The organism is Pseudonocardia yunnanensis (assembly GCF_039534065.1).
Lineage (GTDB): Bacteria > Actinomycetota > Actinomycetes > Mycobacteriales > Pseudonocardiaceae > Pseudonocardia > Pseudonocardia yunnanensis.
This window is the reverse complement of the sequence record NZ_BAAAUS010000024.1, coordinates 350,829-365,592: the sequence shown is the minus strand read 5'-3', so window position 1 is coordinate 365,592 and position 14,764 is coordinate 350,829. Positions and strand designations below refer to the sequence as shown.

Annotated in this window: 11 protein-coding genes; all 11 read left to right on the top strand. The window is 73.5% G+C overall.

Annotated features, from left to right (window positions below; translation table 11 throughout):
* Positions 1-297 precede the first annotated feature (297 nt).
* The 11 genes from mraZ (at position 298) to murC (ending at position 14,720) form a co-directional block, all read left to right on the top strand.
* The gene (mraZ, locus tag ABD743_RS23350) at positions 298-729 is read left to right on the top strand and encodes a division/cell wall cluster transcriptional repressor MraZ (RefSeq protein WP_344724282.1); all 432 of its coding nucleotides are present in this window, start codon (positions 298-300) and stop codon (positions 727-729) included.
* 165 nt (positions 730-894) lie between these two features.
* On the top strand, positions 895-1,878 hold the full coding sequence (rsmH, locus tag ABD743_RS23345; RefSeq protein WP_344724281.1) for a 16S rRNA (cytosine(1402)-N(4))-methyltransferase RsmH: 984 nt from the start codon (positions 895-897) through the stop codon (positions 1,876-1,878).
* A 176-nt stretch (positions 1,879-2,054) separates the two neighbouring features.
* Complete coding sequence (gene ftsL, locus ABD743_RS23340; RefSeq protein WP_344724280.1) at positions 2,055-3,089, top strand: cell division protein FtsL; 1,035 nt, start codon at positions 2,055-2,057, stop codon at positions 3,087-3,089.
* On the top strand, positions 3,089-5,011 hold the full coding sequence (locus ABD743_RS23335; protein WP_344724278.1) for a peptidoglycan D,D-transpeptidase FtsI family protein: 1,923 nt from the start codon (positions 3,089-3,091) through the stop codon (positions 5,009-5,011). Before ftsL ends, ABD743_RS23335 begins: the two co-directional genes overlap by 1 nt.
* 297 nt (positions 5,012-5,308) lie before the next feature.
* Positions 5,309-6,859 (top strand): UDP-N-acetylmuramoyl-L-alanyl-D-glutamate--2,6-diaminopimelate ligase, encoded by a 1,551-nt coding sequence (locus ABD743_RS23330; protein WP_344724277.1) that lies wholly within the window; start codon positions 5,309-5,311, stop codon positions 6,857-6,859.
* Positions 6,860-6,904: 45 nt separating this feature from the next.
* Positions 6,905-8,335, top strand: a complete 1,431-nt coding sequence (locus ABD743_RS23325; protein WP_344724276.1) for a UDP-N-acetylmuramoyl-tripeptide--D-alanyl-D-alanine ligase — start codon at positions 6,905-6,907, stop codon at positions 8,333-8,335.
* Positions 8,332-9,402: a phospho-N-acetylmuramoyl-pentapeptide-transferase gene (mraY, locus tag ABD743_RS23320; protein WP_241039431.1), complete on the top strand. Its 1,071-nt coding sequence runs from the start codon at positions 8,332-8,334 to the stop codon at positions 9,400-9,402. The genes ABD743_RS23325 and mraY overlap by 4 nt, the downstream gene beginning before the upstream one ends.
* A complete protein-coding gene (gene murD / locus ABD743_RS23315) occupies positions 9,402-10,814 on the top strand; it encodes a UDP-N-acetylmuramoyl-L-alanine--D-glutamate ligase (RefSeq protein WP_344724468.1) in 1,413 nt (470 codons plus the stop codon). Before mraY ends, murD begins: the two co-directional genes overlap by 1 nt.
* Positions 10,811-12,136 carry a putative lipid II flippase FtsW gene (ftsW, locus tag ABD743_RS23310; protein WP_344724275.1) on the top strand — a complete coding sequence of 442 codons (1,326 nt, stop codon included), beginning with the start codon at positions 10,811-10,813 and terminating at the stop codon, positions 12,134-12,136. The genes murD and ftsW overlap by 4 nt, the downstream gene beginning before the upstream one ends.
* Positions 12,133-13,302 carry an undecaprenyldiphospho-muramoylpentapeptide beta-N-acetylglucosaminyltransferase gene (murG, locus tag ABD743_RS23305; RefSeq protein WP_344724274.1) on the top strand — a complete coding sequence of 390 codons (1,170 nt, stop codon included), beginning with the start codon at positions 12,133-12,135 and terminating at the stop codon, positions 13,300-13,302. Before ftsW ends, murG begins: the two co-directional genes overlap by 4 nt.
* Positions 13,287-14,720, top strand: a complete 1,434-nt coding sequence (gene murC, locus ABD743_RS23300; RefSeq protein ID WP_344724273.1) for a UDP-N-acetylmuramate--L-alanine ligase — start codon at positions 13,287-13,289, stop codon at positions 14,718-14,720. The genes murG and murC overlap by 16 nt, the downstream gene beginning before the upstream one ends.
* The last annotated feature ends 44 nt before the right edge of the window (positions 14,721-14,764 follow it).

Below are 14,764 nucleotides of genomic sequence, written 5' to 3'. Positions count from 1 at the left end.
CTGGCGATGACCTTGTCCCCAGCGGCACCCCATCGGCGGTCGCGCTACCCCCACATGGCGCCATCAGCGGGCGCACGAGGCCGCAAATTCTCACGCTGAGTGACTGAATCCGGGTGTGGAATCCATGTGTGCGGGTGAGGCCCGTCGGCGCCCCCCACCTTCCCCCACCCTCTCTGACCTGCAGTTTTCTCGCGGATGTCGACTGATCGCCACGATCGATCCTGTTGACGGTGGGGAAGAGTGGGGTAATGTGGTTCTCGCTGGGGCACAACGGGGCCACTGTTGGAGGTGGGGCCGGTGTTCCTCGGTACCTACACCCCCAAGCTGGACGACAAAGGGCGGCTCACGTTGCCCGCAAAATTTCGCGACGAGCTGCGAGGCGGGCTGATGATCACGAAGGGGCAGGACCACTGCCTGTACGTGTTCACCCGCGAGGCTTTCACGGAACTGGCCAGCAAGGTCGCAAGCGCGCCGCTCACGAGCGAGTCCGCTCGTGTGTTCCAGCGCAACCTGTTCTCCGGCACCGACGAGCAGAACCCCGACGGCCAGGGGCGGATCGCCATCACCCCTGAGCTGCGCCGTTATGCCGGCCTCACCAAGGACTGTGTCGTGATCGGCGCCTTCACCCGTGCCGAGATCTGGGACGCCGAGGCCTGGCAGCGGTACCAGGATGCACATGAGGACACCTACGCGAAGGCCCAGGAGGAGGTGCTTCCCGGACTCATCTGATCCGGGATGGAGCGGGGTGGAGATCGACGCGGCGGTGTCCCCACCCGGCAGCCCTGGCGCACCTTCCCCGGTGCCAGGTCTGCCGGGTGGGGACATCGCTGGTGGCCCGGCTGGGGAGCCCGGGCCAAGCGGGGGGCTCGACGACACGGGGCAGGGAGGTGTGCGGTGGGGCAGCATCACCACGAGAGCGGGCCGGCTGGGGCCAAGCACGTTCCCGTGGCCCTGCCCCGGGTCGGCGAGCTCCTCCGCCCTGCATTGTCCGACCGCCCTGCGGTGATGGTGGACGCGACGCTGGGTCTGGGCGGGCACGCCGCAGCCCTGCTCGCGGAGCACCCGCAGCTCACTCTGGTCGGCCTGGACCGTGACCCGGAGGCTCTCGCGATGGCGGGGCGGCGGCTCGCGGCCCACGCCGATCGCATCCACCTCGTGCACGCTGTCTACGACCGCATGGCCGACGTCCTCGCGGAGCTGGGGCTGCCTCGCGTCGACGGCGTGCTGTTCGACCTCGGGGTGTCCTCCCTCCAACTCGACGCCGACGAGCGCGGCTTCTCCTACTCCCGCGACGCGGACCTCGACATGCGGATGGACCCGACCACCGGTCCCACCGCCGCGGAGGTCCTCAACTCCTACCCGGTGCCGCAGCTCGCACGCATCCTGCGGGAGTACGGCGAGGAACGCTTCGCTGGGCGGATCGCCTCGGCCGTCGACCGGCGGCGTGCGAAGGCGCCGCTGCGGCGCAGCAGCGAGCTGGTCGAGCTGCTCTACGAGGCCGTGCCCGCCGCGTCCCGCCGCACCGGCGGCCACCCGGCGAAGCGCACGTTCCAGGCATTGCGGATCGAGGTGAACGGCGAGCTGGACGCGCTGCAGGCGGCGCTCCCCGCCGCTCTGGACTCGCTCGCCGTCGGCGGGCGGATCGTGGTGCTCGCGTATCACTCGCTGGAGGACCGCATCGTCAAGCGTGAGCTGGCGGCGCGGTCGAGCTCGCGCACACCTATGGACCTACCTGTCGAACTGCCCGGCCACGGCCCGGAGCTGCGACTCCTGACACGCGGTGCCGAGCAGGCAGGCGAGGACGAGATCAGCGAGAACCCGCGGGCGGCTTCCGTGCGCCTGCGGGCAGCGGAACGCATCCGCGAGGCGGCCGAGTGACGACGTGCGCGGCTGCACGCGCCACACGGTTGCGACGTAGGGGTCGCCGCGCCGGGCACGGCGGACGGCGTCAGCAAGAGAGGGGCGGTCATGACAGGCGCAGTCGGGGCACCGGTGAGGGTGGTCGCACGCAGACGGTCCGTCCCAGGTGAGTCGCCGGCCGGTGGAGGGCTGGGGTGAGCACGCCGGTCGGTGAGCGCACTCGCACCGCCACCCGGAGTGCGACGGCCCGTGGTGCCACGCGCACCCGTTCCACCACGATCCCGGCTCAGCGCGGCGCACCGGTCGCCACCCCTCGTACGGGGGAGGGTGTGCCGTCCTCGGTGCGTGGCCGGCGGTCGCCGCAGGCCTACGCCGGGCGGGAGGATCGCGCCAGTCGGGCCACCGCCAACCGTCCGGTCCGCACCGCGGTTGCCCCGAGGCGTCCTCAGTTCGTGCTGCTGGTCATGGTGCTGCTCGCCGTCGGGCTGGTGGCGACGCTGTGGCTGTCCACGGCTGCCGCCGGCGGCTCCTATCACCTGCAGTCCGCACGGGCTGCGGCCCTGGCGCTGAGCCAGCAGAGCGAGCGGCTGCACCGCGAGGTGGCCGACCTGGAGTCCGCGCCCGAGCTGGCCCGGCGTGCCGAGGCGCTCGGGATGGTGCCGGTCCAGGACTCCGCACGCCTCGTGGTGGCGCCGGACGGTTCGGTCACGGTCGTCGGTCAGCCGCGGGCCGCCGTCGCACCGCCACCGCCACCACCCCCGCCCGCTCCCGTGCAGCCCGCCCCGCCCGCGGGGCAGCAGGGCACGCCGGCGGCGCCAGGGGCCGGTGACCCGGCAGCGGCGAACGACTCGGCAGCGTCCGACGACTCGCAGGAGTCGGCCACGGGCGCCCGGGGCGACGCGGCGGGCACTCAGGGACAGTCGGCAGGCGCCCAGAGCGATGCGTCCACCGGTGGCACTCAAGGGGGTGCCTCCACGCAAGGCGCCACCGGGGGTACCTCCACGTCGGGTGCCACCGGCGGTACGTCCACAACCGGCACCAGTGGCGACGATTCGTCCACTACCGGTGAGGGTGCGACGACGCAGGGCACCGGTGACGACTCGTCCACGGCGGGCACCAGCGGGGGCAGGTCCACCCCGGGCGCCACCGGCGGCGCGACGACTCAGGGCACGACCGGCGGTACGTCCACGCAGGGCACCGGCGGAGCAGACGGGACGGGCAACGGCTGATGACCACGGCCCCGCCCCGGCCCCGGGCCTCGCGGGCGGTCCGGAGGGTCCCGACGCAGCGTCCCCCCGCGCCACCTCGTCGTACGGCGAAGAGGAGCGCGAACTACTCGCGCCGTCTCAAGATCGGCCGGATCCTGCTCGTGCTCGCGCTCGGTGTGGCCACGCTCAGGCTGGTCGCTGTGCAGACGATCTATGCGCCCGCACTGAGCGCGAAGTCGGCGCTTCAGTCGACGACCGACATCACGCTCCCCGCGGAGCGCGGCGAGATCCTGGACCGCAACGGCCACCCGCTCGCGTTCAGCGTCGAGGCCCGCACGCTCTCGGCCAACCCCCGCCTCATCGCGTCCAACCACGGGAAGGACACCCCGCAGTACGTCGGGGAGATGGCCACTGCGGTCGCCCAGGCCACCGGCCAGGACCGCACCGAGCTCGTCAACCAGCTCACCAGCGACCGGGGCTACGTGGTGCTGGCCAGGCTCGTCGACCCCGACGTCGCGGATTCTCTGCACGAACGGTTCAACGAGATCGCCGCGGACCGGCGGGAGGACCGGCAGTACCCGGCGGGCAACGCCGCCGCGAACGTGGTCGGCGCCGCGTCGTGGAGCGCTGACGAGAACAAGCTCGTCGGCCGGGTGGGCCTGGAGAGCTCCCAGGACAACGCGCTCGCCGGGTCGGCGGGTCTGCGGGTGGTGGACACCGCTGAGGGCAGTGATGCCGTCATCCCGGGCAGCACCCGCTACGAGCGGCCCGCGGTCCAGGGATCCACCGTGCAGCTCACCCTCGACTCGGATCTGCAGTACATGACGCAGAAGGCGCTCACCGACTACGTCGCGCAGACGGGTGCGAAGCCGACCTCGTCGGCTGTGGTGCTCGACGCCCACACCGCGCAGGTGCTCGCGATCGCGAACGGGGCGACGTTCGACCCGAGCAACCTCGGGGGCGCCACACCCCAGCAGCTGGCCAACCCTGCCGTGCAGAGCCCGTTCGAGCCGGGATCGGTCAACAAGATCGTCACGATGTCGGCCGCGCTCGAGTACGGCGTGGCGAAGCCCACCGACGTCGTGACGGTGCCGGGGAACATCAAGGTCGCCGACCGCACGATCAACGACGCGTGGGTGCACGGGCCCGAGCAGTTCACGCTCACCGGGATCCTTGCGAAGTCGTCCAACGTCGGCACGATCATGACGGCGCAGAAGGTGGGGGAGCAGCGCTTCGCCGACATGCTCACGCGCTTCGGGCTGGGCACACCCACCGGTGTCGGGCTCCCCGGCGAGAGTGGCGGCCTGGTGCCCCCCATCGCAACGTGGTCGGGGTCGACGTTCGGCAACCTGCCGATCGGGCAGGGGCTGTCGGTCACCACCCTGCAGATGGCGGGGATGTACCAGGCGGTTGCCAACAACGGGCTGCGGATCCCGCCGCGGATCATCGCGTCCACCACCGGGCCCGACGGTGTGCCCACAGCGGCGCCCGCGCCGCAGGGGGTGCAGGTGGTGTCGCCGCACACGGCCGAGCAGCTGCGCACGATGCTCACCGCCGTCACGCAGAAGGCCCCGGGCCAGACCGGCACGGGACCCGCGGCGGCGGTGCCCGGTTACCAGGTGGCGGGCAAGACGGGCACGGCGCAGCAGGTGGATCCGCGCTGCGGTTGCTACTCGGCGTCGACGTACTGGATCACGTTCGCCGGAATGCTCCCCGCGCAGGATCCGCGGTACGTCATCGCGATCATGCTCGACGCTCCCAAGGGGGGCACGAGTGCGGCCCCGTTGTTCCACGACATCGCCACCTACCTGGCGCAGCGCGAGCGGCTGCCGGTGAGCCCCACCGAGGCTCCGGTGCAGACGCTGACGCTGCCCACGCCGCCGCCACCTGCGTTGCCGCCGCCACCACCGCCGGCGCAGCCCGCCTTGCCGCCCCCGCCGTAGCCGCTCGTGGGCCGGGCTCCCGCGCGGGCGTACGGCGGGTGGTCGGGTGGGGGCGGCAACCGGTCGTGGCCCCTGCGGTCGTCCACAGAGGCCGGTGTGGGCGCGACACGCCGGTGCTCCGGCTCAGCCGGATCGATCATCGGTGCGGTGAGAACGACCACTGGCCGTTTCGTCCAGACCCTTCCGGGGAAGCATGCGCCGGCCGGTCATTCCTCCGCGGCCGGTGGTGTATCTCCCATCGCCCACCTGGCGGTGCGCGGGCGGGTCGGTCGAGGTACGCCGGTAGCCTTCCCCGACGTGTCACCCGCCAGTCCTGCCGCAGCCTCCACGGCCGCCGCGTGTCCCCGACCGCGGTGCGTGCGGCCGGTTGACCTGCAGGTGATCGCGCGCGCCGTCGGCGCCACCACCGTCGCCTCCGCCACCGGTGCCGCACGGCCCTCGCGCGTCACCGGAGTGACGTTGCGCGCGGCGGAGGCGCAGCCCGGCGACCTGTTCGCCGCACTGGCGGGCTCCCGTGCCCACGGTGCCGACTTCGCCGAACAGGCGCTCGCCGCCGGAGCCGTCGCCGTGCTCACCGATCCCGATGGCGCGCGGCGCCCGGCGCTTCGCAGGCTTCCCGTTCTCGTGCACCCACGGCCCCGCGAGGTCCTGGGTGCGGTCGCAGCGCTCGTCTACGGCGACCCGACCGCGCGACTCTCGGTGCTCGGCGTCACCGGCACGAGCGGCAAGACCACGGTCGCGCATCTGCTCGAGGCGGGGCTCCGCGCCGCGGGCCGCGCCACCGGGCTGGTCGGCACGGTCGGCACCCGCATCGACGGCAAGGACCTGCCCAGCGCCTTCACCACCCCGGAGGCCCCCGACCTGCAGGCGTTGTTCGCGGTGATGGCCGAGGACGGCGTCACCGACGTGGCGATGGAGGTGTCGAGCCACGCGCTCGCGCTGGGCCGGGTATCCGGCACGAGGTTCGCGGTGGCCGCCTTCACGAACCTGTCGCAGGACCATCTCGACTTCCACGACGACATGGACGACTACTTCGAGGCGAAGGCGGCACTGTTCGACGGCCGAGCCGCCCACGGCGTCGTGTGCATCGACGACGAGTGGGGCGAGCGGCTGGCTGCGCGTTGCCCGGCCGCGGTCACGGTGTCCACCCGCGGGCCGGCGCAGTGGCGCGCGGTGGACGCCGCCACGGGCACCGACGGCACGCAGACGTTCACAGCGGTGGCCCCGGACGGTGTGTCCGTGCCCGTGCGGCTGCTGCTGCCAGGAGCGTTCAACGTGGCCAACGCGCTGGTCGCGCTGGCCTGTCTGGACGCCGTCGGCGTGCCCGCGGAGGTGGCGGCGGAGGGATTCGCGCACCTGGCTGTCCCGGGGCGGATGCAGCGCGTGGAGGCGGGGCAGCCGTATCTCGCGCTCGTCGACTACGCACACAAGCCTGCCGCCGTGGCTGCGCTGCTCGACACGCTGCAGGCGCAGGTGACGGGCCGCCTGATCGTCGTGCTGGGCTGCGGTGGCGACCGCGACCGGGGCAAGCGGCCCCTGATGGGCGCCGCCGCAGCGTCCCGGGCACAGCTGCTGGTGGTCACCGACGACAACCCGCGCACCGAGGACCCTTCGGCCATCCGGGCCGCCATGATGGCGGGCGCCCAGGCCGAGCCGGGCCACGGTGATCTGATGGAGATCGGCGACCGGCGCGCCGCGATCACGGCTGCGGTGGCCCACGCCCGGCCGGGGGACGCGGTCGTCGTGGCCGGCAAAGGACACGAGACGGGCCAGGAGATCGACGGCGTGAAGCATCCGTTCGACGACGCCGCCGAGTTGGCGGCTGCGATCGAGGCCGGTCGGCAGTGAGCCGCACACACATGATCCGATACAACCGATGACCGGGATCACAGCATGATCGAGATGCGGCTGGCCGATGTCGCCGCCGTGACCGGGGGGCGGTTGCACCGTGCCTCCGGGGAGGAGCGCGTCGTCGCCGTCGAGTTCGACACGCGCGTGATCGGGGAGGGCGGCCTGTTCGTCGCCCTTCCTGGTGAGCGCGTCGACGGGCACGACTACGCAGCCGCCGCGGTGGACGCGGGTGCCGTCGCGGTCCTCGCGGGCCGCGAGGTGGACGCCCCGGCCGTCGTGGTCCCGCCCACCGAGCGCGACGCCGGCACCTACCTGGGCGAGACCGACCCGGACGGCGTGGGTGCGGCCGTGCTCGCTGCGCTCGCCCGGCTGGCCGGGCACGCGGTGCGGACGCTGCCCGCCACCACCGTGGTCGGAGTCACCGGCAGCTCCGGCAAGACGTCCACGAAGGACCTGCTCGCCGCGGTGCTGGCCCCGCTGGGGCCGACGGTCGCGCCGCCGGGCTCGTTCAACAACGAGCTCGGCCTGCCGTGGACGGCGCTGCGTGCCGATGCGGCCACCCGCCACCTGGTGCTCGAGTACTCGGCCCGCGGGCCCGGGCACATCGCGCGGCTCGCCGCCGCCGTGCCCCCACGGATCGGGTTGGTCCTCAACGTCGGGAGCGCGCACCTCGGCGAGTTCGGCTCGCGTGCCGCGGTCGCGGCCGCCAAGGGCGAGCTGGTGGAGGCCCTGCCTGCCGAGGCAGACGGCGGCGTGGCCGTCCTCAACGCCGACGACCCCGCCGTCGCCGCGATGACGGCGCGCACCGCGGCCCGGATCGTGACGTTCGGCCGCGCGCCGGACGCCGTCGTCCGTGCCGAGGACGTCGAGCTCGACGCCGGCCGGGCCCGCTTCACCCTGGTCGGCCCCGGCGGTCGCGCGCCCGTCGCGCTGCGGCTGGTGGGCGATCACCACATCGGCAACGCGCTCGCCGCGGCCGCGGTGGCGATGGAGCTGGGCGCCACCGCCGACGGCGTCTCCGCGGCCCTGAGCGCGGCGGTGCCGGCCTCCCGATGGCGTATGGAGGTCATCGACCGCCCCGACGGGGTCACCGTCGTCAACGACGCCTACAACGCCAATCCCGAGTCGATGCACGCCGCGCTGCGCGCGTTGGTCGCGCTCAGCGGGCAGGAGCGCCGCACGTGGGCGGTGCTCGGCCGGATCGCCGAGCTCGGCGACGGCAGCGCCGCCGCCCACGCCGAGGTGGCGGCCGTCGCCCGCAGGCTGGGCATCGACCAGCTGGTCGCGGTCGAGACCACCGACTACCCCGGCGCACGCAGCACCGGCAGCGTCGACGAGGCACTGGCCCTGCTGCGGGCGGAGCTCGCCCCCGGCGACGTCGTGCTGGTGAAGGCCTCGCGCTCGGCCGGGCTGGAACGGGTGGCCGCCGGCCTGCTGGACGCCGACACGGCATCGGGGGCGGTGTCCCGGTGAGAGGTGTTTTCATCGCTGCGGGGGTCGCCCTCGCGGTCTCGATCCTCCTGACCCCGTACCTGATCAGGTTCTTCTCGCGGCAGGGCTTCGGCCAGGAGATCCGTGCCGAGGGCCCGTCGAGCCACCAGGCCAAGCGCGGCACCCCCACGATGGGTGGCGTCGCCATCCTGCTCGCGATCTGGCTCGGCTACGGGTTCTCGCATGCGCTCACCGGCGAGCCGGTCACCTCGTCGGCGATGCTCGTGCTGTTCCTCACCACGGCGCTGGGGGTCGTCGGGTTCCTCGACGACTTCATCAAGATCCGCAGGGCACGCAACCTCGGGCTCAACAAGACGTCCAAGATCGTGGGCCAGGTGCTCACCGCCACGATCTTCGGCATCCTGGCGCTGCGCTTCAGCAACGCCGACGGGCTCACCCCGGGCTCGGACAACCTCTCGTTCGTCCGCGACATCACCGTGCTGTCGTTCGGCCTGGTCGGCTTCGTGGTGCTCGCCAACCTCATCGTCGCGGCCTGGTCCAACGCCGTGAACCTCACCGACGGACTCGACGGCCTGGCGGCCGGCACGGCCGCTATGGTGCTGGCCACGTACACGATCATCGGGTTCTGGCAGTTCCGCAACAACTGCTCGCTCATCAGCGCCGCCGGCTGCTACCAGGTGCGCGACCCTCTCGACGTCGCGCTCGTCTCGGCGGCCGCGATGGGCGGCTGCATCGGTTTCCTCTGGTGGAACGCTGCCCCGGCGCGCATCTTCATGGGCGACACTGGCTCGTTGGCGCTCGGCGGTCTCGTCGCAGGCCTGTCGATCGTGACGCGCACCGAACTGCTGCTCGTGGTGATCGGTGGGGTGTTCGTGGTGGAGGCGCTGTCGGTGGCCGTGCAGATCGCGGTGTTCCGTACCACCCGGCGACGGGTGTTCCGGATGGCCCCGTTCCACCACCACTTCGAGCTCGCCGGGTGGGCGGAAACCACGGTGATCATCCGGTTCTGGCTGCTCGCCGCCATGTGCGCGGCGCTCGGGCTGGGGCTGTTCTACCAGGAGTGGCTCACCGCGTCGGCGGGACCGTGATGGATGCCCGGGGACGCGCGGACGCCGCGAGCACCACACCGCCGGAGCTCGCCGGCGCAGCTGTGCTCGTGGCCGGGGCGGGCGTGTCCGGGCTGGCCGCCGCGGCGGCGCTGGTCGAGCTCGGTGCGCGGGTGACGGTCACCGACGCTGTGCCGGACCGGCTCACCGACCTGCCCCCGGGTGCCCGGGCGGGCGGCGACCCCGATGCCGTGCCGCCCGGCACCGCGCTCATCGTCACCTCGCCGGGGCGGCGTCCCGACCACCCGCTGGTGACCGCGGCCGCCGCGGCCGGGGTGCCGCTGGTCGGCGAGCCGGAGCTGGCCTGGTGGATCGGGCAGGCCCGCCCGGTGCCGCCGGAGTGGCTCGTCGTCACCGGCACCAACGGCAAGACCACCACCGTCGGAATGCTCGCCTCGATCCTGCGCGCGGCCGGACGTGACGCCGTGGCCTGCGGAAACATCGGCTACACCGTGATCGACGCCGTCCGGGCCGGCCATCCGGTGCTCGCCGTGGAGCTGTCGAGCTTCCAGCTCCACTGGTCGCCCTCGATCCGGCCGGCCGCCGGCTGCGTCCTCAACGTGGCCGACGACCACCTCGACTGGCACGGCTCGATGGCGGCCTACGCGGCCGCGAAGGCCGGAGCACTGCTCGGCCCGGTCGCGATCGCCGGCGCGGACGACCCCGCGGCCGCCGCGCTGCTCGCCGCCTCGCCCGCCCCTCGCCGGGTGGGCGTCACGCTGGGGGAGCCGGGGCCCGACCAGCTCGGTGTGGTCGAGGATGTGCTCGTGGACCGCGCGTTCGGCGGTGGGGAGCTCGTCGCGGCCTCCGCCGTGCATCCCGGCGGTGCGCCGGGGGTGACCGACGCCCTGGCGGCCGCGGCGCTCGCGCGGGCGACCGGGGTGGGTCCCGACGCCGTGCGCGCCGGGCTCGACGACTTCCGCCCGGGGCCGCACCGCGGCGCCGACATCGCGACGGTCGCGGGCGTCCGCTTTGTCGACGATTCCAAGGCGACGAACCCGCACGCCGCGGCGGCCTCGCTCATGGCGCAGGCGCCTGCGCAGGTGGTCTGGATCGTCGGCGGTCTGCTCAAGGGCGCCAAAGTCGACGACCTCGTGGCACGTCACGCCGACCGGCTGCGTGCAGCGGTGGTGATCGGCACCGACAGGGCAGAGATCCTCACCGCTCTCGCGCGACACGCACCTGACGTCCCCGTCGCAGAGGTGACGGCAGGCAACGATGGCCCCATGATGACCGCGGTGCGACGTGGTGCCGCCCTCGCACGGCAGGGTGACGTCGTCCTGCTCGCCCCGGCCGCGGCGTCGATGGACCAGTTCGTCGACTACGCCGACCGTGGGCGGGCGTTCGCCGAGGCTGTCGCCGGGCTGCAGCCGCGACCGGGGGAGGCGCGATGACCGGGGTGGACACCCGCCGTGCCCGGCCGTCCCGGAACCGGTCCTCCTCGCCGCTCGCCGGCGTCCGTGCGCTGGTCGGCCGCAGCGCCACCGCACTCGGGCAGTGGCTGCGCCGTCCTCTGACCTCGCTGCACCTGATACTCGGCGTGTTCGGGTTGCTGACGCTGTTCGGCCTGGTCATGGTGCTCTCGGCGTCGTCGGTGGAGTCCTTCACCGCGGACGGATCGTCGTACTCGGTGTTCAGCCGGCAGCTGATGTTCTGCGTGCCGGGGCTCCTGCTGTTCTGGCTGGGCCTGCGCATCCCGCCCCGGTCACTGCGCTCGTTGGCGCCCGCTGCGCTGATCATCGGTGCCCTGTCGCTGGTAGCCGTGCTGCTCGTCGGCGACGTGCGCAACGGCTCCCGGGCGTGGTTCGTGGTCGGGCCGCTGTCGCTCCAGCCCTCGGAGGCGGTCAAGGTCGCCCTGACGCTGTGGGGCGCGCACGTGCTCGCCGCGCGGCGGGCGGTCATGCACCGCTGGAGATACGCGCTGTCGCCCGTCGTGCCCGTCACGGTCGTGCTGCTCACCCTGCTGGTGCTGCAGCCCGACCTCGGCATGACGGTCTCCCTGGGCATCGTGCTCATCGCACTGCTGTTCTTCGCCGGTGCCCCGATCCGGCTGATGGTCGCGCTCAGCATCGGCGCGATCGCCGGGGCGGTCGTCCTCGCGCTCAGCGCGAGCTACCGGCTCAGCCGGATCAGCGCGTTCCTCTCGCCCGAGAGCACCGACCCCCTGAAGGCGGGTTTCCAGTCCCAGCAGGCGCTCTACTCGCTCGCCGACGGCGGACTGTTCGGCGTCGGTCTCGGGCAGGGGCGGGCGAAGTGGAGCTACCTGCCCAACGCCCACAACGACTTCATCTTCGCGATCATCGGCGAGGAGCTCGGTTTCCTCGGTGCGTTCGCCGTACTCGCCCTCTTCGCCACCTTGGCCTACGCGGGCTTGCGCATCGCCGCGCGCAACACCGACCCATGGCTCAAGCTCGTGGTGGCCACCTCCACGACCTGGCTGGTCGCCCAGGCGGCAATCAACATCTCCTACGTCGTGGGGCTGCTGCCGGTGACCGGGCTGCAGCTCCCACTGATCTCGTCCGGAGGCACATCGCTCGTGGTCACCATGTTCGTCTTCGGGATCCTCGCCAACGCCGCGCGCCACGAGCCGGAGGCCATCGCGGCGCTGAAACAGCACGGCCAGGGGCGGGTCGCGCGGCTGTTACGGCTGCCGCTGCCACAGCCGTACAAGGCCCCGGCCACCCGCCCGCCCGCACAGCGGGGACGGGTCCGATGAGCCGCCCGGCCCGGCACGCGCCCTCGGTCGTCGTCGCGGGCGGGGGGACCGCGGGCCATATCGAACCGGCGCTCGCGCTGGCCGACGCCGTGCGCAGGCTGCGCCCCGACGCGAGGATCACCGCCCTCGGCACCGAGCGGGGGCTCGACACCGCCCTCATCCCGGCCCGCGGCTACCCGCTCGAGCTGATCCCGCCGGTCCCCATGCCGCGAAAGCCCAGCACCGACCTGCTGCGCCTGCCTGTTCGCGTGCGCGACGCGGTCATGCGCGTGCGCGACGTGCTCGACAGGGTGGAGGCCGACGTCGTGGTGGGCTTCGGGGGCTACGTCGCGCTGCCGGCGTACCTGGGGGCCCGTGGCCGCGTCCCTGTCGTCGTCCACGAGGCGAACGCGCGGGCGGGGCTTGCCAACAAGGTGGGGGCGCGGTTCGCCGAACTCGTGGCGGTCGCCGTGCCCGGAAGCGGGCTGCCGGGGGAGCAGGTCGTCGGGATGCCACTGCGGCGCTCGATCACCGGGCTCGACCGGGTGTCCCTGCGTGCTCAGGCCCGCCACTTCTTCGGCCTACCCCCGCACGGACCGGTACTGCTGGTGTTCGGCGGCTCGCAGGGTGCCCGCACGCTGAACGACGCCGTCGCCGCCGCACTGCCCAGCCTGCTGCGGGCCGGGATCGCGGTGCTGCACGCCCACGGGAGGAACGGCACCGCCGCGCCGCCCGCGCGCGGCTACGTGGCCACGCCCTACATCGAGCGCATGGACCTGGCGTACGCGGCCGCCGACGCCGTGCTCGGCCGGTGCGGCATGACGACCGTCGCCGAGGTCACCGCCGTCGGCCTGCCCGCCGTCTACGTCCCGCTCCCGCACGGCAACGGCGAGCAGGCGCTCAACGCCGCGCCCGTCGTCGCCGCGGGAGGAGGGGTGCTCGTCGACGATGCCGAGCTCACCGGCGAGCGCGCCACGGCCGAGCTCGTCCCGCTGCTGACGGATCCACCGCGGCTGGCGGCGATGAGCCGGGCGGCGCGCTCCTCCGGCCACGCCGACGCCGCCGACCGGCTGGCACACATGGTCCTCGGCATCGCAGGCGCCGACGGTCCGGCGCCCGAGCAGGATCTCTGGCGGGCCAACACCCAGGCCCCCCGGCGGGGCCGCGAGCCATGGGCACAGACGTGACAGACGTGGAGACGGAGTCGGCGCCCGTCGACCTTTCGGGGCGCGTGCACCTCATCGGGATCGGCGGTGCCGGGATGAGCGGCATCGCCCGGATCCTGCTGGCCAGGGGGGCAACGGTCTCGGGTTCGGACGCCAAGGACTCCCGTGCCGTGCTCGCGCTGCGCGCGCTCGGCGCGCGGGTGGAGGTCGGCCACGATCCCGGGCACCTGCCCGAGGCGCCCGCCACGGTGGTGGTCTCGAGCGCGATCCGCGCCACCAACCCGGAGCTGGAAGCCGCCCGCGAGCGTGGGCTCGTCGTGGTGCACCGGGCCAAGGCCCTCGCCGCGTTGACGGCCGGGCGCCGGCTCGCCGCCGTCACGGGCACGGCGGGCAAGACGTCCACCACCTCGATGCTGACCGTCGCGCTGCAGCACTGTGGGCTGGATCCGTCCTTCGCGATCGGCGGCGACCTGGCCGCATCCGGATCGGGAGCCCACGAGGGCAGCGGCGACATCTTCGTGGCCGAGGCCGACGAGAGCGACGCGTCGTTCCTCGCGTTCTCCCCGGTGGTCGCGGTGGTCACCAACGTCGAGGCCGACCACCTCGACCACTACGGGAGCACCGAGGCCTACCTCGCGGCGTTCGAGACGTTCCTCGGCCGGATCGAGCCCGGTGGTGTGCTCGTGGCCTGTGCCGACGACCCCGGCGCCGCGGCGCTGGCCGGGGTGGCTGAGAGCCGTGGCATCCGGGTGCGGCGCTACGGCCGCGAGCAGGGCCGCGACGCCCAGCTGGTCGACTTCCGGCCGGACGGCACCGGCGCGCGGATCGTGCTTCGCCTCGACGGCGTCGAGCACCTTCTCCGGCTGGCGGTCCCGGGGGAGCACATGGCGCAGAACGCCCTCGGAGCGCTGCTCGCCGGCGTGGAGCTCGGCGCCCCCGTCGACGGCCTGTTGGCCGGGCTCGCCGCGTTCGACGGCGTGCGCCGCCGGTTCGAGTTCCGTGGCCGGGTGAGCGGTGTCGCGGTCTACGACGACTACGCCCACCATCCGAGCAAGGTCGCGGCGCAGCTGCGGGCCGCCCGTGACGTGGTGGGGGACCGCGGCCGCGTAGTGGTGGCGTTCCAGCCGCATCTGTACTCGCGTACCAGGGAGTTCGCGTCCGCGTTCGGCGCGGCACTCGGGCTCGCCGACGAGGTGGTCGTCCTCGAGGTCTACGGCGCACGGGAGGACCCCGAGCCCGGCGTGAGCGGCGCGCTCGTGGCCGATGCCGTGACCCTGCCGCCCGATCGTGTGCAGTACGTGCCGCGCTGGTCGGACGTTCCGGCGGTCGTGGCCGGGGTGGCGCGGCCCGGCGACCTCGTGATCACGATGGGCGCCGGTGACGTCACCGTGCTGGCGCCGGAGATCCTGCTCGAGCTGGAGCGGCAGGGGCAGACATGACCGGCGGGGCGGGCCGGCCGCCCCGCAGAGGCGGTGCCGGGGAG

Excerpts from the sequence above, each read along its gene's own strand:
- ABD743_RS23335 (WP_344724278.1), top strand. The coding sequence starts at position 3,089 with ATGACCACGGCCCCGCCCCGGCCCCGGGCCTCGCGGGCGGTCCGGAGG.
- murD (WP_344724468.1), top strand. The coding sequence starts at position 9,402 with ATGGATGCCCGGGGACGCGCGGACGCCGCGAGCACCACACCGCCGGAG.
- ABD743_RS23325 (WP_344724276.1), top strand. The coding sequence starts at position 6,905 with ATGATCGAGATGCGGCTGGCCGATGTCGCCGCCGTGACCGGGGGGCGG.
- murG (WP_344724274.1), top strand. The coding sequence starts at position 12,133 with ATGAGCCGCCCGGCCCGGCACGCGCCCTCGGTCGTCGTCGCGGGCGGG.
- murC (WP_344724273.1), top strand. The coding sequence starts at position 13,287 with ATGGGCACAGACGTGACAGACGTGGAGACGGAGTCGGCGCCCGTCGAC.
- ftsW (WP_344724275.1), top strand. The coding sequence starts at position 10,811 with ATGACCGGGGTGGACACCCGCCGTGCCCGGCCGTCCCGGAACCGGTCC.